18 protein-coding genes are annotated in these 22,164 nt (G+C 74.7%); 9 read left to right on the top strand and 9 right to left on the bottom strand.

Going from position 1 to position 22,164, the window contains the following annotated elements; genetic code table 11:
• Positions 1–40: 40 nt before the first annotated feature.
• On the bottom strand, positions 41–538 hold the full coding sequence (locus ABD254_RS00915; RefSeq protein ID WP_344244719.1) for a DinB family protein: 498 nt from the start codon (positions 536–538) through the stop codon (positions 41–43).
• A 219-nt stretch (positions 539–757) separates the two neighbouring features.
• Between ABD254_RS00915 and ABD254_RS00910 the strand changes: the two genes are divergently transcribed.
• Positions 758–2,125 (top strand): FAD-binding oxidoreductase, encoded by a 1,368-nt coding sequence (locus ABD254_RS00910; protein WP_344244717.1) that lies wholly within the window; start codon positions 758–760, stop codon positions 2,123–2,125.
• A gap of 68 nt (positions 2,126–2,193) precedes the next feature.
• Positions 2,194–2,319: a hypothetical protein gene (locus tag ABD254_RS00905; RefSeq protein WP_344244715.1), complete on the top strand. Its 126-nt coding sequence runs from the start codon at positions 2,194–2,196 to the stop codon at positions 2,317–2,319.
• 6 nt (positions 2,320–2,325) lie between these two features.
• Here ABD254_RS00905 and ABD254_RS00900 read toward each other — a convergent pair whose 3' ends face one another.
• Complete coding sequence (locus ABD254_RS00900) at positions 2,326–2,853, bottom strand: phosphoribosyltransferase (RefSeq protein WP_344244713.1); 528 nt, start codon at positions 2,851–2,853, stop codon at positions 2,326–2,328.
• 111 nt (positions 2,854–2,964) lie between these two features.
• The gene (locus ABD254_RS00895) at positions 2,965–3,936 is read right to left on the bottom strand and encodes an FKBP-type peptidyl-prolyl cis-trans isomerase (protein WP_344244711.1); all 972 of its coding nucleotides are present in this window, start codon (positions 3,934–3,936) and stop codon (positions 2,965–2,967) included.
• A 145-nt stretch (positions 3,937–4,081) separates the two neighbouring features.
• On the opposite strand from ABD254_RS00895, the gene ABD254_RS00890 reads away from it, so the two are divergent.
• The 3 genes from ABD254_RS00890 (at position 4,082) to ABD254_RS00880 (ending at position 6,110) form a co-directional block, all read left to right on the top strand.
• The gene (locus tag ABD254_RS00890; RefSeq protein WP_344244709.1) at positions 4,082–4,381 is read left to right on the top strand and encodes a hypothetical protein; all 300 of its coding nucleotides are present in this window, start codon (positions 4,082–4,084) and stop codon (positions 4,379–4,381) included.
• 87 nt (positions 4,382–4,468) lie between these two features.
• A complete protein-coding gene (locus ABD254_RS00885; protein WP_344244708.1) occupies positions 4,469–5,248 on the top strand; it encodes an alpha/beta hydrolase in 780 nt (259 codons plus the stop codon).
• A gap of 25 nt (positions 5,249–5,273) precedes the next feature.
• Positions 5,274–6,110 carry an alpha/beta fold hydrolase gene (locus ABD254_RS00880; protein WP_344244706.1) on the top strand — a complete coding sequence of 279 codons (837 nt, stop codon included), beginning with the start codon at positions 5,274–5,276 and terminating at the stop codon, positions 6,108–6,110.
• Between the two features lie 30 nt (positions 6,111–6,140).
• Here the strand turns inward: ABD254_RS00880 and ABD254_RS00875 are convergent, their stop codons facing one another.
• Positions 6,141–7,610 carry a coiled-coil domain-containing protein gene (locus ABD254_RS00875; protein WP_344244704.1) on the bottom strand — a complete coding sequence of 490 codons (1,470 nt, stop codon included), beginning with the start codon at positions 7,608–7,610 and terminating at the stop codon, positions 6,141–6,143.
• A 261-nt stretch (positions 7,611–7,871) separates the two neighbouring features.
• On the opposite strand from ABD254_RS00875, the gene ABD254_RS00870 reads away from it, so the two are divergent.
• From ABD254_RS00870 to ABD254_RS00860, 3 genes are read left to right on the top strand one after another with little or no spacing between them, the layout of a single operon-like run.
• Positions 7,872–9,308: a flagellar biosynthesis protein FlhF gene (locus ABD254_RS00870; RefSeq protein ID WP_344244702.1), complete on the top strand. Its 1,437-nt coding sequence runs from the start codon at positions 7,872–7,874 to the stop codon at positions 9,306–9,308.
• The gene (locus ABD254_RS00865) at positions 9,305–10,321 is read left to right on the top strand and encodes a DUF8094 domain-containing protein (RefSeq protein WP_344244700.1); all 1,017 of its coding nucleotides are present in this window, start codon (positions 9,305–9,307) and stop codon (positions 10,319–10,321) included. Before ABD254_RS00870 ends, ABD254_RS00865 begins: the two co-directional genes overlap by 4 nt.
• Before the next feature lie 27 nt (positions 10,322–10,348).
• Positions 10,349–11,299: a tetratricopeptide repeat protein gene (locus ABD254_RS00860; protein WP_344244698.1), complete on the top strand. Its 951-nt coding sequence runs from the start codon at positions 10,349–10,351 to the stop codon at positions 11,297–11,299.
• Between the two features lie 76 nt (positions 11,300–11,375).
• Here ABD254_RS00860 and glgB read toward each other — a convergent pair whose 3' ends face one another.
• The 4 genes from glgB to ABD254_RS00840 form a co-directional block, all read right to left on the bottom strand.
• Positions 11,376–13,601, bottom strand: a complete 2,226-nt coding sequence (gene glgB, locus ABD254_RS00855) for a 1,4-alpha-glucan branching protein GlgB (RefSeq protein WP_344244696.1) — start codon at positions 13,599–13,601, stop codon at positions 11,376–11,378.
• A gap of 92 nt (positions 13,602–13,693) precedes the next feature.
• Positions 13,694–15,091: a phosphotransferase gene (locus ABD254_RS00850; protein WP_344244694.1), complete on the bottom strand. Its 1,398-nt coding sequence runs from the start codon at positions 15,089–15,091 to the stop codon at positions 13,694–13,696.
• An 8-nt stretch (positions 15,092–15,099) separates the two neighbouring features.
• The gene (gene treS / locus ABD254_RS00845) at positions 15,100–16,947 is read right to left on the bottom strand and encodes a maltose alpha-D-glucosyltransferase (RefSeq protein ID WP_344244692.1); all 1,848 of its coding nucleotides are present in this window, start codon (positions 16,945–16,947) and stop codon (positions 15,100–15,102) included.
• Positions 16,948–17,043: 96 nt separating this feature from the next.
• A complete protein-coding gene (locus ABD254_RS00840; RefSeq protein ID WP_344244690.1) occupies positions 17,044–19,104 on the bottom strand; it encodes an alpha-1,4-glucan--maltose-1-phosphate maltosyltransferase in 2,061 nt (686 codons plus the stop codon).
• A 229-nt stretch (positions 19,105–19,333) separates the two neighbouring features.
• Here ABD254_RS00840 and ABD254_RS00835 point away from each other — a divergent pair, with 229 nt between their 5' ends.
• Positions 19,334–20,338 carry a hypothetical protein gene (locus tag ABD254_RS00835; RefSeq protein ID WP_344244688.1) on the top strand — a complete coding sequence of 335 codons (1,005 nt, stop codon included), beginning with the start codon at positions 19,334–19,336 and terminating at the stop codon, positions 20,336–20,338.
• 74 nt (positions 20,339–20,412) lie between these two features.
• Here the strand turns inward: ABD254_RS00835 and ABD254_RS00830 are convergent, their stop codons facing one another.
• Positions 20,413–22,158: an FAD-binding dehydrogenase gene (locus ABD254_RS00830; RefSeq protein ID WP_344244686.1), complete on the bottom strand. Its 1,746-nt coding sequence runs from the start codon at positions 22,156–22,158 to the stop codon at positions 20,413–20,415.
• Between the last annotated feature and the right edge of the window lie 6 nt (positions 22,159–22,164).

The raw sequence follows: 22,164 nt of genomic DNA, 5'->3' as shown, positions 1-22,164 counted from the left end.
TGGCGCTGTTGCTCGTGGACCCGTCGAGCGCGTGCAGCCCTCATCCCACGAACGTCGCCACCGACCGCGGCAGCCCCCGGCCGGCCGCGCGCGCGTAGACGCTCGCCTTCGCGATGAAGATGAGCATGAACTGCGCATAGATCTCCAGCTGCGCGCGCCTCGTGCGGCGGGTTCCGTCCGGGCGCGCGACGACGGCCTGCCAGTCTTCGCCAGCAAGCCCGGCGAGTGCCAGCTGCAGCTCGTGATCGAGCGTCGCGAATCGATCCCGGACGGCTTCGACCGTCGCATCGTGGCGGTGCAACGGCCGGGATGGGGGCCAGGTCTGAGCCAGGGAGCGGAACGCCTCGACGTACGATCCCTGCATCTGCGCGCAGTCGTCGATCAGCTCGCCCAGGGTCAGGCTGGACCCGCCGAGCTGCTGCTCGAGATCGGCATCGACCAGCGGTGCCAGCAGGGCATCACGCATCATCGCCAACCCGGAGATCGACTGCTCGTGGTCCACCTCGAGCTCCCATCCCTTCGCGTCCATGACGATCACCCAACCACGCCCAGCAGCCCATCGAGGGAGGGCGAGGGCGCGCAAGGCGCCGACCAGCACGTCGGCTCGTCGCGATCGAGCTGTCCCGTGCGCACGTCGTCCGTTCGGACCGATGAGTCTCACCGGCCGTGGTGGTCTGGTTCGTGAACGAGGCCATGGCCGACGACGAGCGTCACGCCCTGGCAGCGACAGCGCGGCGCAGCGCCCGGGAGGCGACCGATGAGCAACGGCAAGCCAGAGACCTTCGTCCAGGACCTGCCCACCCTCGACGGGGACGTCGTCCTGCCGGGGCGCGAGGGGTACGACGCGGCCCGCTCCCTCTGGAACGCGATGGTCGATCGGCGGCCCGCCGTGATCGTGAGGTGCGCCAGCCGGGACGACGTCGCCGCCGCGGTCCGCCTCGCCCGGGACCACGGCCTCGAGATCGGCGTGAAGTGCGGAGGCCACTCCGTCGTCGGCCACGCCGTTCCCGAGGGCGGGTTGATGATCGACCTCTCCCGTATGAGCGCCGTGACGGTGGACCCGACCGCACGGCGCGCCCGGGTCCAGGGCGGGGCTCTGCTCGGCGCGCTCGACCGGGCGACGGGGCCGCACGGGCTCGCGACGACCGCGGGCAACGTCTCGCACACCGGGGTCGGCGGGCTTGCCCTCGGCGGCGGCATGGGGTGGCTGGCCCGACAGCACGGACTGACCTGTGACAACGTCGAGTCGTTCGAGGTCGTGACCGCGGACGGCGAGACCGTCGTCGCCAGCACGTCTGAGAACAGCGAGCTCTTCTGGGGCCTGCGTGGTGGCGGCGGCAACTTCGGCGTCGTGACGGAGTTCGCGTTCCGCCTGCACCCGGTCGCCGGCCGGACCTTCGTCGTCGACCACGGGTTCGCCCTCGACGACGCGGTGCAGGCGATGAAGGTCTGGCGCGACCTCAACGAGGTGGCACCGCGGCAGGCCACCTTCACGGCGTCGGTGACCACCGTGGCCGGCCGGCCCCGTGTCGGCCTCGGGTTCGTGTGGGTCGGCGATCCGGCCGGCGCCCGCGACCTGCAGCGGGAGCTCGGCGCGCTGGGCACCCCGACCGATCGGAGCGTGGCCGAGCGCTCGTACGTCGACCTGCAGCGTGTCGACGACACCGACCAGCGCCACCGGCTGCGCCGCTACTGGAAGGGCCACTACCTGCGCGCGCTGCCCGACGACGCCATCGAGGCCTTCCTCCTGCGCGGTACTCCCGACGGGTCCGGTGACCTGATCCCCAACGCGTCGTTGCAGGCGTACGGCGGGGCGATCGCCGACGTCGGCGACGACGAGACGGCGTTCAGCCACCGCGACGCGCTCGTGGAGTTCGTCTCCGCGTCACGGTGGGACGACCTCGCCGAGGACGACGGTCGGTTCGCCGCAGCCAGGCGGTACGCCGCGACGATCGAGCCGTACGCGAGCGGGGCGTACGTCAACGCCCTCACCGACGAAGGTCGTGCCGGGGTGCGCCGTGCGTATCCCGCCCACACGCTGGCACGGCTGACCGCACTCAAGGACGGCTGGGATCCCGACAACGTCTTCCACCTGAACCACAACATCGCCCCGTCCGCTGCGTAGCGGCGAAGCTCGGCCAGCGGCCAGCGGCCAGCGGCCAGCGGCCAGCGGCCAACGGCGAGAGGCGCTGGGTGTGCGACGTCGGCGAGTCCCCGCACTACCGCGGAGCCACGGCGGGTGCGTCGCGCTTCCTGGTCGACGAGCGACCGGACCTCGTCGTCGACCGGGCGCGGGCGCTCTTCGCGCGCGCGGCCTGAGACGCGTCAGACGTCGGCGGATCGAGCGCCGGTCACGGGCGGCTCGGCCGACCAGGGGAACGTGATCCACAGGTCGGTGTCCCGCCAGGAGTAGTCCGGCCGGATGATGGTGCGCGGCTTGGTGTAGAGCACCACGGAACGAGCCTCGGCGCCGTGCTTGGCGAGCATGTCCATGACCAGGGCCAGGGTGCGGCCGGAGTCGGCGACGTCGTCGACCACGAGCACCTTCGACCCGGGCAGGTCGGACGTGTCCATGAGGGGCGGCAGGACGCGCGGGTCGTCGAGGGTCTGACCGATGTCGGTGTAGAACTCGACGTTGAGCGTGCCGACGCCCTTGGTGCCCAGCGCGTACGCCATCGCCCCGCCGGGCACGAGGCCGCCGCGGGCGACGGCCACCACGACGTCGGGGACGAACCCGCTCGCCACGACCCGCTCGGCGAGCTCGCGGATCGCGACCGGGAACGTGGTCCACGTGAGGACCTCGCGCTCGGGCGAGGGCGAGGACACCGGCGACGGGGAGGGCTCTGCGCTCATGGCACCCGACCCTACGCGCGACGGCGGGCCCCCGTGGACCGGGGACCCGCCGTCGGCGGTGCGTCACCTGGGCGGACGTCGTGCGGCGTGCCGCACGTCACCCGCCGGAGGTCACTGGGCGGCGAGGATGTCGACCACGAACACGAGGTCCTGCCCGGCGAGCTCGTTGTCGGCGCTCTTCTCGGCGCCGTACGCGAGGTCCGCGGGGATGACGAGCAGCACCTGGCTGCCGACGGTCTGCCCGGCGAGGCCCTGCGTCCAGCCGGCGATGACCTGCTGCAGCGAGAACGACGACGGTGCGCCCCGGTCCCAGGAGGAGTCGAACTGCTCGCCGTCGAGGGTCCAGCCCGTGTACTGGGCGGTGACGGTCTGCGTCTCCTTGACCTTGGGGCCGTCGCCCTTGATGAGGGTCTGCGCGACGAGCTCCTTCGGCGCCTCGTAGCCCTCGGGGATCTCGATGCTGGGCTTGCCCGTGTCGTCGAGCGTCACCGTGGGCAGGCCCGCGGCCGGCTCGACGGCCTCGCCCTCGGCGCGCGTCGGCACCGTCTTGGCGTCGGTGACCTCGACGAGGTTCACCGACGTGCTCGTGGTGCCGTCCTGGCCGGTGACCGGGTTGGCGACCAGCAGCCGGGCGCCGACCTTCTGGCCGGTCAGCGGCTCGGTGAGGATGCCGTAGGACGCGTCGCCGAGGACGAAGCTCGTCGGGGCGCCCTGCTCCCAGGTCGAGCCGACCTTGGTGGCCTCGGCGTCGTACGCGACGTGCTGCATCGTCACCTGCATGCCCTCGGTGAGCTCGGTGCCGGTGCCCTCGTCCACGACGCGCGACGTGGGCGCGGAGACCTCGAACGGCGTGTCGTACTTCAGCGTCGGCTCCTCGCCCGCCTTGCCGGAGACCTGCACCGACTCGAGCGCGGCGACGTCCTCCTTCGTGGGTTCGGGGACGTCGGTGGCGGCGGCGGACGACGACGACGGGGACGGCGAGGCGCTCTCGCCGGCGGTGGAACCGTCGTCGGCGCAGGCGGTCAGGGTCATGGCGGCGGCCAGCACCAGCGCGACGGCGCCGGCGGACGTGCGGAGCTTCACGGGAAGGATCCTTCGTGTAGGGCGTGGTCGGCGAGACGAACCGGGCCACTGTAACGGTCCGACCTGACCACCCCGTCCAGGCCCCCCGTCCAGGAACCGTCCGGGACCGCCGTGGGCACCGCCCCGCGCGGGCCACAATGGGGCCATGCCCTCGCGTCGCCCGTCCCGCAAGCGCCCCTGGGGGGCGGACCACCAGCCGCTCGACCTGGATCGTGCCCTCGGCGGGGTGCGTCGGGTCAGCGCCGACGACGGCGAGTGGACGGTGCGCACGGTGCGCGGCGGGGACAAGACCTACCGCTGCCCTGCGTGCCGGCAGGACGTCGCGCCGGGGACGACGCACGTCGTGGCGTGGCCGCGCGACGTCGTCGGGGGCGAGCAGGCGGGGCTCGAGGAGCGGCGGCACTGGCACTCCTCCTGCTGGGAGCGGCGCGACCGGCTGCGCTGAAAGGCGCGGACCGGCGCGGAACGGCCGCGCCGCCGGGCGGGCCGCGCCGCCGGGCAGGAACGGGCGGCCGAACTAGGCTGGGTCGTGATGAACGACAGCCCCGCCGGCCAGGACTCCGGCCACCAGATCCGCTCGCTCACCGTGCTCCCCGCGCGGCGCGAGGACGTCGAGCTGCACACCGCCGACGGGCTCGCTCTCGTCGGCGAGCTGGCGCTCCCCGCGGACCGCGACCCGGTCGCGACGCTGCTGACGTTCCACCCGCTGCCCACGCACGGCGGGTACATGGACTCGCACGTCTACCGCAAGGCGGCCTGGCGCCTGCCCGAGCTCGCCGACCTGGCCGTGCTGCGCTTCAACACCCGCGGCACGTCGTCCCCCCGCGGGCGGTCCGAGGGGGAGTTCGACGGGGGAGAGGCGGAGCGCTACGACGTCGCCGCCGCGATCGAGCTCGCCGAGTTCCGCGAGCTGCCCCGGCCATGGCTCGTCGGGTGGTCCTTCGGCACGGAGCTGATCCTCAAGCACGGCACCGACCCGAGCATCGAGGGGGCGATCCTGTTGTCGCCGCCGCTGCACCGGGCGACGGACGCCGACCTCGACCGCTGGGCCGCGTTCGGCAAGCCGCTCGTCGTGCTGGTGCCGGAGCTCGACGACTACCTGCGCCCCGACGAGGCCCGCAGCCGGTTCGCGCGCGTGCCGCAGGCGGAGGTGATCGGCGTCGACGGCGCCAAGCACCTGTGGGTCGGCGAGCCCGCGGTGCGCCGCGTCCTCGACGAGGTCGTGCAGCACGTGCTGCCCGGCCACCCGCCCCTTCCCAACCGCTACGACGGTGTCGTGCAGCACGCGGCGGCACCCGCCCCCACGACCTGACCCACCCACCGGCGAGGAGTCGACGATGACCACCACCTCTGCAGCCCTGGCGACCTTTCCGCTGCACGACGGCGGAGGCACGCCCCTCGTGCTGCTGCACGCCTTCCCGCTGGACCACCGCATGTGGGCCGCCGCCGCGCAGGCCCTCCCGGCCGGGATCCGCGCGATCGGCGTGGACCTGCCGGGCCAGGGGCACTCCGAGCTGTCCGGGATGGCGCCGCGGCTCGAGGACGCCGCCGACGCGGTGCACGCGACGCTGCGCGACGAGGGCGAGGGCAACGCCGTCGTCGTCGGCCTGTCGATGGGCGGCTACGTCGCGCTCGCGCTCGCGGAGCGCCATCCGGGTTTCGTCGTCGGCCTCGGGCTCGTGGACACGAAGTCGACCGCCGACGCCGCGGCGGCGCGGGCCAACCGCCTGCGGGTCGCGGACGCCGTCGCGACGGCGCAGACCCTGGACCCGGTGCTCGGGATGCCGGCCGCGCTGCTCGGCGCGACGAGCGCGGTGCGCCGCCGGAACCTCTTCCCGGCGATGGAGACGTGGATCAGGGCGCAGTCGCCGGCCGGCGTGGCGTGGGCGCAGCGGGCCATGGCTGCCCGGCCCGACCGGACCGAGGTGCTGCGGACCTTCGACGGCCCGGTGGCCGTGGTCGTCGGGGCGGAGGACGAGCTCACGCCGCTGGTGGAAGCAGAGCACATGGTGCACGCCGCCCGCGACGGCGCGCTCACCGTGGTCCCTGCGACCGGGCACATGAGCGCCGTGGAGGACCCGGCCTCGGTGGCCGCCGCCCTGGCCCTGCTGCACCGGCGCGTGGCCGAGCGGACGACGCGACCCCCGTGGCCGCGTCAGTACTGGCAGTACTGACCGGCGGCCACGGGGGTCGGCGGTCGGGGCTCAGGCCTTCGAAGGCGCCGGGACGTCCTCGTCGGCGCTCGCCGTCGTGTCCTCGGCGGCGTCCTCGGTGGGCTGCGCATCGCGCTCGGCGTCGCCGGGGTCCTCGGCGGGCTGCTCGTCCGGCACGTGCGCGGCTGCCGGCTGCGCCTCCTGGACCGGCTCGGGCGCCGCGGGCGCCTCCTCTGCGGGGGCCGAGCGGGGCGCGGCCTTGGCCGGCTGCTCCGCACCGAGCAGCCCGCGCAGCTCCTCGAGGTAGGAGTTGACCGAGTCATGGCGGCGCGTGAGGTCCTCGAGCTGACGCTGGGCGGTGGTGCGGTGGTGCTCCGACTCCGCGCGGGCGTCGCCCACGGTCTGCTCGGCGAACTCGCGCGCCTCGGCGACGATGCCGTCGGCCGCGCGCCGCGCGTCGGCGACGAGCTGCTTGACGTAGGCGTCCGACTCGGCGCGAACCTTCTCCGCCTGCTGGAGCGCGAGCGCGACGCGCTTCTCGGCCTCTGCCGCGTGCTCCTCCGCCGCGTGGATCAGCTGGTCGGTCTCCTGGCGCGCGGTCTCGTGCCGTGCCGCGGCCTCGTGCTCGACCTGCTCGCGCCGCTGCGCGATCTCCAGCTCGGCGTCGGCGAGCGCGGCGCGGGCCTGCTCGCGGAGCTGCTGCAGCTCGGCGGTCACGGCGTCCGCGGCCTCCGCGGCCTGGTGCTTGGCCTCGGCCACGATGCGCGCCGCCTCCCGGCGGGTGCGCTCGAGCAGGTCGTTGGACTCGCGCTCGGCCTCCTCGCGCATGGCGGCGGACTCGGCCGACACGTGGGCGCGCAGCTGGGCCGTGTCGCGCTCGGTGACGACCCGCAGCTCCGTGGTCTCGCGCTCGGCGGTCGAGCGCTGGACGCCGATCTCGCGCTCCAGGGTCGCTCGCCGCTCGCTCTCCTCGGCGCTCAGCGTGCTCGTGATGAGCGCGGCCTCGCGCTCGGCCGAGCCGACCAGCTCCTCGGCGCGGCGCTGCGCGGCGAGGAGGGTGCCCTCGGCCTCGGACGCGGTGGTGGAACGGATCTCGTCGGCCTCCCGGCGGGCGTTGCCCAGCAGCTCGGAGGCCTCGGACTCCGCGCGGGCGCGGACCTGCCCCGCCGACAGCTTGGCGCGCGCCATGATGTCCGCGGCCTGCTGGTTGGACTGGGTGAGGACCTCGGCCGACTGCTCCTCCGCGGAGCGCAGCAGCCGCTCGACGCGGGCCCCGAGCCCGGCGTAGGACGGCTTCTCGTTCTCGCGCAGCTGACGCTGGACCTCGGCCAGCTCGGACGACAGCTGCATCGCCCTGCCGTCCGTGGCCTCCACGAGGCGACGCGCCTCCTCGAGCGCCTGCTCGAGGCGGGAGACATGGCTCTCCACCTGGACGCGGTCGTAACCGCGCATGGTGATCGGGAAGAGCGTGCGCTCGTCGGACACGTGCAGACCTCCGTGGGTGGTGGGTGCGCCGGCCACGTCAGGATAGTGGCGGGACCGGGGCGCCCGATACTCGTGACATTCTTCCCCTTACGGGCGAACCGTGCACGGTCGGGGCCACCTGCGGCGGGCCGGGCCCGAGGCAGGAAGGCCGGATGTGGCGGCCCGTCGCCGGTGCGGCGCGGCGCTCGTACGCGAGGTGTGAAGGGTTCGTGAACCGCCCCTCGTGCCCTGCCGCCCGTGGACGGACCGCCCGGCGCCGTCCCTATGCTGGACTGTCCTCGTCGAAAGGGAAGCTCGGTGCTGCAACGCATTCTGGGCGGTGTCCTGGTCCTCCTCGGACTGGTCGCCGTCGCGCTCGGAGTCGCCTCCGCCACGGTCTGGCGCGACTCCGACACGGTGGTCGCCACGGCCGAACCGGTCGGAGACGGCACGATGGTCGTCACCGACCCCGGAGTCCTGGGTCTGGTGAGCGGCGACGTGACCGTCACCGCCACGGCGCCCGAGGGGCAGCCGGTGACGGTCGTCGTCGGTCGCGACGTCGACGTGCTCGGCTGGGTCGGCAAGGACCCGTACTCGCGCGTCACCGGTCTTCAGGACTGGGACACGCTCACCGTGGAGGCCGGCCAGGCCGCGCCCGCCGACGGTGAGGAGGAGGCCGCGCCGAGCGGCGCGAACCCCGCGGGCTCCGACATGTGGATCGCGGAGACCTCCGAGGACGGCACCGCCACCCTGCGCTGGAGCGACCAGCCGGGCCGCTGGACGCTGCTCGCCGCAGGGGTGGGCGAGGACGCGCAGGCCCCGACCCTGGAGCTCACCTGGCCCCGCGCCGTCGCCACGCCGTACCTGTGGCCGGCCGTGGGCGCGGGCGTGGTGCTCGTGCTGGTCGGGCTCGCGCTCTTCGTCGTCGGCGTCCGCCGCGGCCGTTCGCGCAAGGACGACGGCCCGCGCGGTGGCGCGTCGCTAGCGTCCGGGCCGACCGGCACGGACGAGCCCGACGGCGCGACCTCCGGCTCGCCCGACGACGGCGCCACCCCGGCGAGCGACGGCACCAACCCGTTCGCCCCCGTGCGCGCCGCGGCGCCCGCCGCTGCCGCGACGACGACGCTCCCTCCCGCCGTGTCCGACGGTGCCGTGTCCGACGAGGCCGTGTCCGCCGGCCCGGGCGACCGGGCCGACGGCGCCGACTCCTCGGGCACCGCGGAGGTCCCGCTCGCGGGCCGCCTGCTGCGCCGTTCCCGTCGCCGCACGGACGCGCCCGACGCCGTGGTCGCCGACGCGCATGCCGACGCCGCCGACGCGCACGCCGCGGACGCGACCGCCGCCGAGCCCGCGCCCGCGGGGGTGCCGGCGTCCGCCGCGACCCCCGGCACCCCGTCGGGGACGGTGGCCCCGCAGCCGGCGCTGCCGGTTCCCGAGCCGCGACCGGCGACCGGTTCGGCGCCGTACCTGTCCCGCCGGGAGCTGCGGGCCCAGGAGGAGGCGCGCCGGGCCGCCGAGCAGGGCGGCATGACGCGCATGCTGCGTGCGATCACCGGGTCGATCCCGGCGGTGCGGCCGCAGTCGCCGGCCGACCCCGCGACCCCGGCCGAGAGCGCCGAGGCCCACGACCTGTCGACGCCGGCCGGCCGCGCCGCCGCGTGGCGGGCCACCTGGGGGTTCGGCCAGGGCGCGACGGGTGCCGCCGGCACCGCTACGACCCACGACGCGACCACGACCGACGGGGAGAACCGATGAACCGCCGAACCACCCGCCGCGGCCTCGCGGCCGCGAGCGCCGTCGTCGTGTCCGCCGCGCTCCTCGCGGGGTGCGCGGACGAGCTGCCGCAGCCGCAGGCCGGCGAGCCCTTCGAGGGCCCGGTCCTGACGAAGGAGCAGAACACCGAGGTGCTGAACGCCGTCGCCACGACGTTGGGCGAGGCGGACAAGAAGCGCCAGCCGTCGGCGCTCAAGCCGCGCGTGACCGGCCCGGCGCTCGAGGTGCGCAAGAGCCAGCTCCACGTCGCCGAGGAGCTCGACAACGACGAGTTCGTCACCGACGTGCCGAGCGCGTCCCAGCAGATGATCATCCCGACGACCGAGACGTGGCCGCGCACCAGCTTCTCGATCACGGAGCAGACGGAGGACTTCCTCACCCCGCGACTCGTCGCCCTCGACCAGGACTCCGCCCGCGGCGAGTACCGGATGTGGGCCTGGGTGCAGCTGATCCCGAAGGTCGTGATGCCGGCGTTCGCCGACACGGGCATCGGCAGCGAGGCGGTCGCGGCCGACGACGACTCCCTGGTGGCGACCCCGGCGGACGCGCTCGCGCAGTACGCGGACCTGGTGACGCTCGGCTCGGAGAAGTCGTCGTTCGCCAAGGGCTTCGAGCTGCCCGAGGGGGACCTGGTGTCGCGCGTGCAGACCGACGCGAAGAACGTCCGCGAGACGCCCGGTTTCGAGGACGCCGACGGCGAGTACTCGGTGAAGTTCGGCGCCCGCAAGGGCGAGGTCCGGGCGGTGCGGACGGCCGACGGCGGCGCGCTCGTCATGGGCGTCCTGGACGGCAAGTCGTCGCTCACGGTCGAGGAGGGGGGCGAGGTGCCGCCGTTCACCGAGACTCAGGAGGCGCTGCTGGGCGACGTCGACCCCACGAACGAGCTCGAGGTGGGTTACACCGACATGGTCGCCCTCTACGTCCCGGCGAAGGGCTCCGACGAGAAGATGCGCGCGCTCGGGTACTCGCACGTGGCCACCGCGGCGTCCAACTGACGCCTCTGCGCTCTTAGGATGTCGCTCATGACCAACGCCACTCCTGAGCCGAGCATCAGCACGCGCGGCGCCGTCGACCTGTCGGCGCTGAACCGCCCGCAGTCCCCGCCTCCGGGGGCCCCCGGCGGGGCGCCGTCCGCGGGCGGCTACGTCCTCGACGTGACGGACGCCAACTTCCAGCAGGTGGTCCAGGACTCGACGACGTACCCCGTCGTCATGCTCCTGTGGATCCCGACCGACCAGGCGAACGCCGAGCTCGGCACCCTCCTGGGCAGGCTGGCGGAGGAGTACGCGGGCCGTTTCCTGCTCGGGCGGCTGGACGCGCAGGCCTACCCGCAGGTCGCCGCCGCGTTCCAGGTCCAGGGCGTGCCCACGGTCGTCGCGGTGCTGCAGGGGCAGCCTTTGCCGCTGTTCCAGGGCGCGGCGCCGGAGGACCAGGTCCGCGGGGTGCTCGACCAGGTGCTGGCCGCGGCCGAGCAGAACGGCGTCACCGGCCGCGCGCCGGCCCAGGGCGGCGACGGCCCGGCGGAGCCCGAGGGCGAGCCGGAACCCGCCGAGGAGCCGCTGCCGCCGCTGCACCAGGAGGCGTACGACGCGATCGAGCGCGACGACCTCGACGCCGCCGCGACCGCCTACACCACCGCGATCAAGCAGGACCCGAAGGACGCCCAGGCGGTCGCCGGGCTCGCCCAGGTGCGGCTCATGCAGCGCACCCGCGACGCCGACCTGCAGGCCGTGCGCGCGGCCGCGGCCGACGCGCCGGGCGACGTCGACGCGCAGCTCGCCGTCGCCGACATGGACATGCTCGGCGGCAAGGTCGACGACGCCTTCGCGCGCCTGCTCGAGCTGCTCGGTGGCGCCGACGCCGACGCCAAGGAGAAGCTCCGGGTGCGGCTCGTCGAGTACTTCGAGGTGGTCGGGCCCACCGACCCGCGCGTCATCAAGGCGCGCCAGCGCCTCGCGATCAGCCTCTACTGATCGGGCCCGTCGGTCGAGTCGGCCGCGTCGGTCGAGCCTGTCGAGACCCGGGTCTCGACAGGCTCGACCGACGGGCTCAACGGGCGGGCGTGAGGATCAGCGCGCCGAGCGGCGGCACCCGCACCGAAGCCGAGTGCGCCCGGCCCTTCCACGGCACCTGCTGCGCCTGCACGCGGCCGAGGTTCCCGACGCCGGACCCGCCGTAGTCGCGGGCGTCGGTGTTGAGCGTCTCGTCCCAGGCGCCGCCGTCCGGCAAGGCGAGCCGGTAGCCCTCGTGCGGGGTGCCGGCGAAGTTCACCACGACGACGGCCGGGTTCCCGGCGCGGTCCCGCCGCACGTACGAGAGCGTGTCGTGGTCCGCGTCGTCGCCGTCGAGCCACTCGAAGCCCGCGGGCTCGAAGTCCAGCTCCCAGAGGGCCGGGGTGGCACGGTAGAGGGCGTTGAGGTCGCGCACGAGGCGCTGCACGCCGGCGTGCGCCGGGCGGTCGAGCAGCCACCAGTCCAGGCCGGCCGACTCGTCCCACTCCACGTCCTGCGCCAGCTCGCACCCCATGAACAGCAGCTGCTTGCCCGGGTGCGTCCACTGGTACGCGAGGAAGGCGCGCACCCCTGCGAGCTGCTGCCACCGGTCGCCCGGCATCTTGCGCAGCAGCGAGCCCTTGCCGTGCACCACCTCGTCGTGGCTGACCGGCAGCACGTACTGCTCGGAGAACGCGTACACCAGCGAGAACGTCAGCTCGTGATGGTGGTACCGCCGGTACACCGGGTCGTGCGCGACGTACCGCAGGCCGTCGTTCATCCAGCCCATGTTCCACTTCAGGCCGAACCCCAGGCCGCCCGCGTCGGTCGGCGCGGTGACGCCCGGATACGCCGTCGACTCCTCGGCGATCAGCATGACGCCGGGGCTGCGCCGGTAGGCGGTCGCGTTGGCCTCCTGCAGGAACGCGATCGCCTCGAGGTTCTCCCGGCCGCCGCGGACGTTGGGCGCCCACTCGCCGGGCTTGCGGGAGTAGTCGAGGTAGAGCATCGACGCGACGGCGTCGACGCGCAGGGCGTCCGCGTGGAACTCCTCGAACCAGTAGGTGGCGTTGGCGACGAGGAAGTTGCGCACCTCGTTGCGGCCGAAGTCGAAGACGTACGTCCCCCAGTCGGGCTGCTCCCCGCGGCGGGGGTCGGGGTGCTCGTAGAGGGGGGTGCCGTCGAAGCGGGCGAGGGCGAACTCGTCGCGCGGGAAGTGGGCGGGCACCCAGTCCAGGACGACGCCGACGCCCGCCTGGTGCAGGCGGTCCACGAGGTACCGGAAGTCGTCGGGGTGGCCGAACCGGGCGGTGGGGGCGTAGTAGCTCGTCACCTGGTAGCCCCACGACCCGCCGAACGGGTGCTCGGCGACCGGCATCAGCTCGACGTGCGTGAAGCCCTGCTCGACGACGTACGCGGTGAGCTCCTCCGCGAGCTCCCGATAGCCCAGCCCCGGGCGCCAGGAGCCGAGGTGCACCTCGTACACGCTGAGAGGGCCGGCGTGCGGGTCGCGCGCGGCCCGGGCCGCCATCCACTCCCCGTCGCCCCAGGTGTGCTCCGACCCCACGACGACCGACGCCGTGGCGGGCGGTACCTCCGTGCCGCGCGCCAGCGGGTCCGCCTTGGCCCGCCACACCCGGTCGGCGCCCAGCACCTCGAACTTGTAGCGGGTGCCCGGCCCGACGCCGGGGACGAACAGCTCCCAGACCCCGCTCGAGCCGAGAGAGCGCATCGGGTGCACCGGCGTCCACCGGTTGTGGTCGCCGACGAGCCGCACGCCGCGGGCGTTCGGCGCCCACACCGCGAAGGCCGTGCCGGCGACGTCGCCGAGCGCGCTCGGGTATCGGCGCGGGTTGGCGCCGAGCACGTGCCACAGCTCCTCGTGCCGGCCCTCGGCGATCAGGTGCAGGTCGACCTCGCCGAGGGTGGGCAGGAACCGGTACGGGTCGTCGGCGGTCTGCACGTCGTCGGCGTACCGGGTGCGCACGCGGTAGTCGGGCGCGTGCCGCCCGGCGTCGTCCGCGGGGGCGGGCACGACGGCGGCCCATACGCCCGCGGCGTCGTGCGTCGCCGGGAACTCGCCGTCCGACGTCGTGACGACCACCTCGTCGGCCAGCGGCCGCAGCACGCGGACCACCGCCCAGGACGTGCCGGGACCGCCGGCGGCGGCCCCCGCGTCCGCGTCGAGCAGGTGCGGCCCCAGCACGGCGTGCGGGTCGTGCGTGGTGCCCTGCGCGACGGCGGTGAGCACCTCCGGGTCCACGGGCGGCGGCGACGGCGTCATGCGCTCACGATTCCACGGACGCCCCCGCGTCGCGTGCCGACGCGCGCGGCCCGCGGGGCGCCGGCAGGGGGTGACTGGCGCGGCACCGGTGGTCACCGGGTCCGGTCGAGCACCCGGTCCACCGCGGCCAGGGGGATGTGCGCCCAGTCCGGACGCTGCCGGGTCTCGTAGACGACCTCGTACAGCGCCTTGTCCAGCACCAGGGCGCGCAGGACGACGTCCGCCGTCGGCGGGTCCATCCCGGACGGCGGGGCGGACGCCCGGTAGCCGGCGAGGAACGCGTGCGCGGCCTCGGCGCGCCATCCGGGCCGGTCGGGCGCGCCGCCCACCGCGGCGGCGTAGTCGAACGACCGCACCATCCCCGCGACGTCGCGCAGCGGCAGGTCGGGGGCGCCGCGCTCGGCCACCGGGCGCTGCGGCTCGCCCTCGAAGTCGAGCAGCCGCCAGCCGCTCGGTCCGTGCAGGGCCTGGCCGAGGTGCAGGTCGCCGTGGATCGTCTGCAGCCGCAGCGGGGGCAGGCGGCGGTGCAGGTCGTCGAGGAGGTCGGCCACCTGCGGGGCGCGAGGCGCAAGCGACGGGGCCTCCGCGACCGCCGTCGCCACCCGGCGGCGCAGCGCGGCGACGAACGCCTCGGGGTCCAGCGGCGGCCCGGGCGGCATCGCCTGGCGCAGCACCGCGTGCAGCTCGGCGACGACGCGACCGAGGTCGGCCGCCAGGTGCGCGAAGGACTCGCCGCGGCGGGCATGGTCGCAGGCCAGCTCGAAGCCGTCGTCGGCGTCCGGGACCAGCTCGGAGAGGATCGCGAGCGCCGTGCTCCCACCCGCCGGTTGAGCTTGTCGAAACCTGGTCGTGGTCTCGACAGGCGGTTCCTGAGCCTGTCGAAGGGCGACCGACGGCGGCGTCTCGACCTCCAGCGCGCCCAGGAACCGCGGCACCCCGTCCCACCCGGCCCGGGTCAGCGCCTGCGGCACGACGACGTCGGGGTGCGGCCCGGGCGCGACCGTGCGCAGGACCTTGAGGATCGCGCCCGCGCCGCCGGGCGCGGGCACGCCGGGCAGCAGGACGCTCGTGTTCGACTGCTCACCGGCGACGACCCGCCCGCCTGCGACGAGGGCGTCGTCCGGCCGCCCGCCCGTCGCGCCCATGGCGTGCAGCATCGTGAGCCAGCCGGCCGGGTGGGCCGCGCCGTCGTGCACGGCCACGTCGCCGGCGGCCGTGCGCACGACGGCGATGAACCCGGGCCCGTGGTCGCCCGGCGGCCCGAGGACGAGCGGCACCTGCGCCACCATCCGGCCGCCCGGCAGCGACCCGCCGACCAGGCGCACCAGCAGCACCACCACGTCGGCCGCCGCGGCCGGGTCGTCGAACGTCACCGCCAGCCAGGGCTCGGCCCGCACGCCGTGCCCGCCGGGGAACCACCGGCGGCCGGGCAGCCACGCCGCGAGCAGGTCGCCGACGCTCGGGTCGGGTCCCTGGGCGGCGGGCCGCACCGCGGGCACTACAGGTCGCCGCCCCAGGTCGGCCGGGTCGCCGAGGTCGGCGGCGCGGGGGCCGTCGACGGCGAGGCGGGCGGCGGGGTCAGCAGCAGCCAGAAGAAGTCGCGCGACCCCCACGTCATCGTGACCGTCCCGTCGGCGTCGACCGGCGGGAACCGGCCGCCGCCGAAGAGGTCCGTCAGCGACCACCCTTCGTATCCCGGCAGGTGGACGCGGGCCGAGCGGGCCGTGGCCGACATGTTGGCCGCCACCAGCAGCGTCTCGGTGGGCACGGTCCGGGAGTAGACGAGCACGGCCTCGTCCTCGGCGTCGTGCACGACGAACGTGCCCGTGCCGAACGCCGGGTGCAGGCGCCGCACCGCGAGCATGCCGTGCACCCAGTGCAGCAGGCTGGACGGCTGGGCAAGCTGAGCCTCCACGTTGTGGTGCTCGTAGTGGTAGACGAGCGACTGGACCAGCGGCAGGTAGAGCTGGCCCGGGTCCGCGGTGGAGAACCCGGCGTTGCGGTCAGGCGTCCACTGCATGGGGGTGCGCACGGCGTCGCGGTCGGGCAGCCAGATGTTGTCGCCCATGCCGATCTCGTCGCCGTAGTACAGGCACGGGGAGCCGGGCAGGGACAGCAGCAGCGCGTGCGCCAGCTCGATCTCCTTGCGGGAGCTGTCGAGCAGCGGCGCCAGGCGCCGCCGGATGCCGACGTTGGCGCGCATGCGGGGGTCGGGCGCGTACCACCCGTACATCGCCGCGCGCTCCTCGGTGGAGACCATCTCGAGGGTCAGCTCGTCGTGGTTGCGCAGGAACGTGCTCCACTGCCCGCCCGGCGTCGGGATGCCGGGGGTGTCGGCGAGGATGTCGAGGAGCTGGCGGGCCCTCTGGTCGCGCATCGCGTAGTAGATCCGCGGCATGACCGGGAAGTGGAAGCACATGTGGCACTCGGGCTCGTCGGGGGTGCCGAAGTAGTCCACGACGTCCTGCGGCCACTGGTTCGCCTCGGCGAGCATGATCCGCCCTGGGAACTCGTCGTCGATCATGCGGCGCACCCGGCGCAGGAACGCGTGCGTCTCCGGGAGGTTCTCGCAGTTGGTGCCCTCCGCCTCGAACAGGTACGGCACGGCGTCCAGCCGGAACCCGTCCACCCCGAGACCGAGCCAGAACCGGCCGACGTCGAGCATCGCGTCCACGACGCGCGGGTTCTCGAAGTTCAGGTCGGGCTGGTGGCTGAAGAAGCGGTGCCAGAAGTACTGGCGGCGCACCGGGTCGAACGTCCAGTTCGACGTCTCGGTGTCGACGAAGATGATGCGGGCGCCCTCGTACCGGGTGGCGTCGTCGGACCAGACGTAGAAGTCGCCGTACGGCCCCTCGGGGTCGGCGCGGGACGCCTGGAACCACGGGTGCTGGTCGCTGGTGTGGTTCATCACCAGGTCCACCACCACACGGATGCCGCGGGCGTGCGCCGCCTCGATGAGCTCCGTGAAGTCCGCGATCGACCCGTACTGCCCGGCGATCGACGTGAAGTCGGAGACGTCGTACCCGCCGTCGCGCAGCGGCGACGGATAGAACGGCGGCAGCCACAGCGCGTCGACGCCGAGCCACTGCAGGTAGTCCAGCCGCTCCGTGATGCCCCGCAGATCGCCGGTGCCGACCCCGGACGAGTCGGAGAACGCGCGCACGATCACCTCGTAGAAGACCGCGCTGCGGTACCACTCGGGGTCGTCGCTCAGGCCCGGCTTGTCCAGCGGCGGGGGCTCCGGCTGCCGGCGGGGCGGCAGCGCCTGCACCGGGATCTGCCGGGTGATGGGCCGCGGCACGGCGGTGGCGCCGCCGGGCGGTGTGCCCGACGCCTGCGCCGTCATGCCGCGGCCCTCACGCGAGGTTCCTCGGAGCGCTATGCGGTGCGCGGTCGCCGGTCGTGCCGATCCTCGGAGCGCCGTGCGGTGCGCGGTCGCCGGTCATGCCAGCCCCACCCGCAGCACGTGCGCGACCTGGACGCGCGGGTCGAGGCGCACGTAAGGGTGCGCGCCCCACGGGAACGTGGCTCCCGACAGCTCGTCGTGCGCGACGAAGAACGGCTGGTCCTCGACACCCTCGGGCCTGGCGAGGCCGAGGGCGTCCAGGTCGAGCAGGACGGTGGCCTCCTGCGTGGCCCACGGGTCGAGGTTGAGCACCACCAGCACGACGTCGTCCTGGCTGCCGGCGTGCCCGGTGCCGGCCAGGTGCTCCGCACGGACCCGCCGGGAGAACGCGACGACCTGGTCGTTCGTCGTGGGGTGCACCGTGAGGTCGCGCAGCTGCTGCAGCGCGGGGTGGGCGCGCCGGAGCTCGTTGAGCCGGCGCAGCAGCGTGGAGATGCCGATGACGTCGGCCTGCGACCAGTCGCGCGGCTTGTACTCGTACTTCTCGTTGTCGATCTGCTCCTCGACGCCCGGGCGCGGCACGTTCTCCACCAGCTCGTAGCCGGAGTAGATCCCCCAGGTGGGGCTGCCCGTCGCGGCGAGCACGGCGCGGACGGCGAACCCGGAGACCCCGCCGTGCTGCAGGTACGGCGGCAGGATGTCGTGGGTCGTGGGCCAGAAGCTCGGCCGCATCACCGAGCCCTGCGGGCCCGACACCTCGGCGAGATACTCCTCGATCTCCGCCTTCGTGGTGCGCCACGTGAAGTACGTGTACGACTGGTGGAAGCCGATCCGCGCCAGGGTCTGCATCATCGCGGGCCGGGTGAACGCCTCCGACAGGAAGAGCACGTCGGGGTGCGCGGCGTGCACCTGGGCGAGCAGCCACTCCCAGAAGTCGAGCGGCTTGGTGTGCGGGTTGTCGACGCGGAACGCCGTGACGCCCCGGTCGACCCACAGCAGCACGATCCGCAGGATCTCCGCCGCCAGGCCGCGCGGGTCGGTGTCGAAGCTCAGCGGGTAGATGTCCTGGTACTTCTTCGGCGGGTTCTCCGCGTACGCGATGGTGCCGTCGGCGCGGACGGTGAACCACTCCGGATGCTCCGTCACCCACGGGTGGTCGGGGGAGCACTGCAGCGCGAGATCGAGCGCGACCTCGAGGCCGTTGTCGTGGGCCGCCGCCACGAAGTCACGGAAGTCCTGCTCGGTGCCGAGGTCCGGGTGGATCGCGTCGTGCCCACCGTCGGGCGAGCCGATGGCGTACGGGCTACCGGGGTCACCCGGCTGCGGGTCGAGGGTGTTGTTGCGGCCCTTGCGGAACGTCGTGCCGATGGGATGCACCGGCGTGAGGTAGACGACGTCGAACCCCAGGTCGGCGATGGCGGGCAGCCGCTTGGCCGCCGTGCGGAACGTGCCCGAGCGCCACGTGCCGTCGGCGCCCTGGACGGCGCCCTCCGAGCGGGGGAACAGCTCGTACCAGCTCCCGGCCAGCGCGAGCGGACGGCTGACCCGCAGCGGGTAGGTGGCGCTCGCGGTCACCAGGTCGCGCAGGGGGACGCGGCGCAGGGCGTCCTTGACCGCCGAGGTCGTCGCCATCGCGAGGCGCGCCTGCGCCGGGCGGCTCGCGTCGGCGAGCTCGCGGGCGGCGTCCGACAGCAGGCGGGCGTCGCCCGCGGCGCGGCGGGACTGGAGCCCCGGGGCGACGACGCGCTCGAAGAGCCGCACGCCTTCGGCGAGCACGAGGTCGACGTCCTGTCCCGCCTCGAACTTGATCATGCCGTCGTGCGCCCACGTGCCGTACGGGTCGGACCACGCCTCGACGCGGAACGACCAGTCGCCCTCGGCGTCGGGCTGCAGGAGGCCGCGGAACCGGTCCAGGCCGGGGGCGACGTCGGTCATCGGGGCGGTCGAGTGGTCGGTGCCGTCCGGGGCGACGAGGACGGCGGTGGCGGAGACGGCGTCGTGCCCCTCGCGGAACACGGTCGCCTCGACGGGCACCACCTCGCCGACCGACGCCTTCGCGGGCCAGCGGCCGCCCTCGACGACGGGGGAGAGCTCGAGCACGGGGATCCGGCCGATCGGCGCGTGCGGCGTGGGCTGCGGAGACGTCACGGCCTCCACGCTATCGATGGGTACCCGCAGCCGCGCGCGGACCGCCGCCGGGCGGTCGGCACCCGCCGCCACTCATCACCCCGCCACCCCTTCCTCCGCCCGCGAGGTAGAGCCTGGGGCGCTGCAGTAGCGCCCTCGGTGTCCTACCGCAGCACCGGAGGCTCTACCTCGCGGGGTGGGAGCGGGGTTGTCCACAGGCCCGGCGCGGCGGCATGGTCCGGTCTGCCACGCTGCCGGCATGGCAGACGACACCCGCCGGCCGCCGACGCCCCGGCCGCAGGGTCGCCGGGACGGCCGCCGTCCCGGCGACACGGCCGTTCCGGTCCCGCGCCCGCTGCCGGAGGTGATCCGGTTCGGCCCCTGGCGCAGGTCGGCCATCGAGCGGCAGCTGCGGCGGGGAGACCTGCGTCGCCTGCGCCGTGGTGTCTACGTCCCCGCGGTGGTGGACGACGGCGGTCCCGCGGTGCGGCGCGAGCGTCGGGTGCTGGAGCTGGCCGCCGCGGTCGCCGAGGGGCTGGAGACCGACTTCGTGTTCAGCCACGAGACGGCCGCCCTCGTGCACGGGCTGAGCGTCTACCGGCTCGCCGAGCAGGTGCACGTCAGCCAGGCCTCCAAGCCGACCGTGCGCCGTGCGGAGGACCCGTGCCTGCGTCGCCACGCGATCGACGTGCCCAGCCGGGACCGCACGGTGGTCGGCGGTCGTCCCGTCACGACGATCGAACGCACGATGGTGGACTGCGCCCGCTGGTTGCCGGGCGCGCGTGCGCTGGTCGTCGCCGACTCGGCGCTGCGCGCGGGGGCGGACCTGGAGGTCGTGGCTGCCGTGCTCGAGGAGGCAGCCGGCAAGCAGGGCGTCCGCCAGGCGCGGCGGATCGTCGAGATCGCCGACGCGCGGGCGGAGTCGACCGGCGAGTCCCTGGTGCGCTGGTACGCGCTCGAGTCCGGGCTCGCACCCGAGCCGTCCGTCGAGGTGCTGACGCGACGCGGGGCGTTCTGGGTCGACCTGGGCTGGCCGGACCTCAAGGTCGGGGTGGAGTTCGACGGCCTGGTGAAGTACTCCGGCGGGGAGTACGGGGACCCGCGGGAACGGCTGCTCGCGGCGAAGTGGCGCCACGACGCGCTCGCCGAGGCCGGCTGGGTCCTCATCCACGTCGCCTGGGACGACCTGGCCGATCCCGCCGCCCTGATCGACCGGATCCGGGCCGCGCTCACCGCCGCGCTCCGCCGTCGGACGGCGAGGTAGAGCCTCCGGCGCTCCGCTCGAGCCCCGCGGGCACGGACGGACGGCGGGAGGCTCTACCTCGCGATCGGGAGGGGTCAGAGGGCGGTGGCGAGGGCGCGGCCGGTGGTGCGTCCGGTGTGCAGGCAGCCGCCGAGGAACGTCCCCTCCAGCGCGCGGTGGCCGTGCACGCCGCCGCCGCCGAACCCGGCTGCCTCGCCCACGGCCCACAGCCCGTCGAGCACGGACCCGTCGGCCTGCAGCACCCGGCCCGACGGGTCGCACCACAGCCCGCCGAGAGTCTTGCGCGTCAGCACCGACAGCCGGACGGCCAGCAGCGGGCCGTCCTTCGGCGTCGTCAGCGGGCGGGGCTTCGCGACCCGGATCAGCTTGTCCACCCGGTAGTCGCGCGCGGCGCGGGTCGCGACGACCTGCGGGTCCTTGCCGAGCCCGCTGGCCACCTGGGCGTCGCGCGCCGCGACCACCGCCGCGAGCTCGTCCGGGTCCACGTGCCCGTGCGACCCGGGCGTCGCATCGACCAGCGCGTTCATCTTCGCGGCGAGCTCGGTGGGGGTGTCCGCCCAGAGGAACTCGGGCGACTCGGCGGCGAACCGCGCCACCGGGCCGACCGCCTTCGGCAGCACCCGCTGGGCGAGCAGCTTCACGTCCTTGCCGGTGAGGTCGGGGTTCTGCTCCGACCCGGACAGCGCGAACTCGGCCTCCATGATCGTCTTGTTCAGCACGAACCAGGAGTGGTCGTCGCCGCGCCGGGTGACGTGCCGCAGCGCGCCGAGGGCGTCGAAGCCGGGGAACAGCGGCGCGGGCAGCCGGTGCCCGTCGGCGTCGAGCCACAGGGAGCTCGGCCCGGGCAGGATGCGGATGCCGTGGTTCGTCCAGACGGGGGAGTGGTTCGCGATCCCCTCGGGGTAGTGCCACATCCGGTCCTCGTGCACGAGGGCCGCGCCGGCGTCGGCGGCGATGCCGAGCATGAGCCCGTCGGTGGAGTCCGGCACGCCGGAGAGCATGCGCGCCGGCAGGGTGCCGACGGCGGCGTCCCAGCGGGAGCGGGCGAGGTCGTGGTTGGCGCCGATGCCGCCGGTCGCGACGACGACGGCGCCCGCGGCGAGCTCCTCCGTGCCCACGACGTCGCGGTTCGACGCCGCACCGCGACCGCCGAACGGCAGCCCGTCGGTGGGCTGGTCGGCGAGGACCTCGGCCCGGACGCCGGTGACCCGGCCGTCCGTCGTCACGAGCTCCGTGACGCGGCGCCGGAACCGCACGTCGAGCAGCCCGGCGTCCCGGGCCGCGCGCGCGGCCGCGACGAACGGCGCGAGGATCCCCGGGCCGGTGCCCCAGGTGACGTGGAAGCGCGGCACGGTGTTGCCGTGCTCGGTCGCGGTGTCGTCCCCGCGTCCGACGGCGTACCCGCCGCGCTCGGCCCACTGCACCAGCGGGAACCAGCGCACCCCCTTGCCGTGCAGCCACGAGCGCAGGTCGCCGGACGCGAACTCGACGAACCGGCGCGCCCACGCGTACCCGTGCCGGTCAGGGCCCTCGCCGCGCTCGGCACCGGGGGCGAACTGCGCCGAGCCGAGCCAGTCGGACCAGGCGAGGTCGGCCGAGTCGTGCACGCCCATCGCCCGCTGCTCCGGCGACCCGACGAGGAACAGGCCGCCGAACGACCACCACGCCTGCCCGCCGAACGACGCCTCCGGCTCCTGGTCGAGCAGCACCACCCGTCTGCCGGCGGCGGTCAGCTCCGTGGCGGTGACCAGGCCGGAGAGGCCCGCCCCGATGACGACGACGTCGGTGGTCACGGCGGTGGGGGCGGCGTCGGCGCTCATGCCCGC

The sequence above is a fragment of the Isoptericola hypogeus genome, assembly GCF_039531145.1.
Taxonomy (GTDB): Bacteria; Actinomycetota; Actinomycetes; order Actinomycetales; family Cellulomonadaceae; genus Isoptericola; species Isoptericola hypogeus.
Note: the sequence above shows the minus strand (reverse complement) of the source record. Positions and strands in the feature narration are given on the sequence as shown.

Excerpts from the sequence above, each read along its gene's own strand:
- ABD254_RS00890 (WP_344244709.1), top strand. The coding sequence starts at position 4,082 with ATGCCCTCGCGTCGCCCGTCCCGCAAGCGCCCCTGGGGGGCGGACCAC.
- ABD254_RS00830 (WP_344244686.1), bottom strand. The coding sequence starts at position 22,158 with ATGAGCGCCGACGCCGCCCCCACCGCCGTGACCACCGACGTCGTCGTC.
- treS (WP_344244692.1), bottom strand. The coding sequence starts at position 16,947 with ATGACGGCGCAGGCGTCGGGCACACCGCCCGGCGGCGCCACCGCCGTG.
- ABD254_RS00835 (WP_344244688.1), top strand. The coding sequence starts at position 19,334 with ATGGCAGACGACACCCGCCGGCCGCCGACGCCCCGGCCGCAGGGTCGC.
- ABD254_RS00860 (WP_344244698.1), top strand. The coding sequence starts at position 10,349 with ATGACCAACGCCACTCCTGAGCCGAGCATCAGCACGCGCGGCGCCGTC.
- ABD254_RS00885 (WP_344244708.1), top strand. The coding sequence starts at position 4,469 with ATGAACGACAGCCCCGCCGGCCAGGACTCCGGCCACCAGATCCGCTCG.
- ABD254_RS00880 (WP_344244706.1), top strand. The coding sequence starts at position 5,274 with ATGACCACCACCTCTGCAGCCCTGGCGACCTTTCCGCTGCACGACGGC.
- ABD254_RS00865 (WP_344244700.1), top strand. The coding sequence starts at position 9,305 with ATGAACCGCCGAACCACCCGCCGCGGCCTCGCGGCCGCGAGCGCCGTC.
- ABD254_RS00910 (WP_344244717.1), top strand. The coding sequence starts at position 758 with ATGAGCAACGGCAAGCCAGAGACCTTCGTCCAGGACCTGCCCACCCTC.
- glgB (WP_344244696.1), bottom strand. The coding sequence starts at position 13,601 with ATGACGCCGTCGCCGCCGCCCGTGGACCCGGAGGTGCTCACCGCCGTC.
- ABD254_RS00900 (WP_344244713.1), bottom strand. The coding sequence starts at position 2,853 with ATGAGCGCAGAGCCCTCCCCGTCGCCGGTGTCCTCGCCCTCGCCCGAG.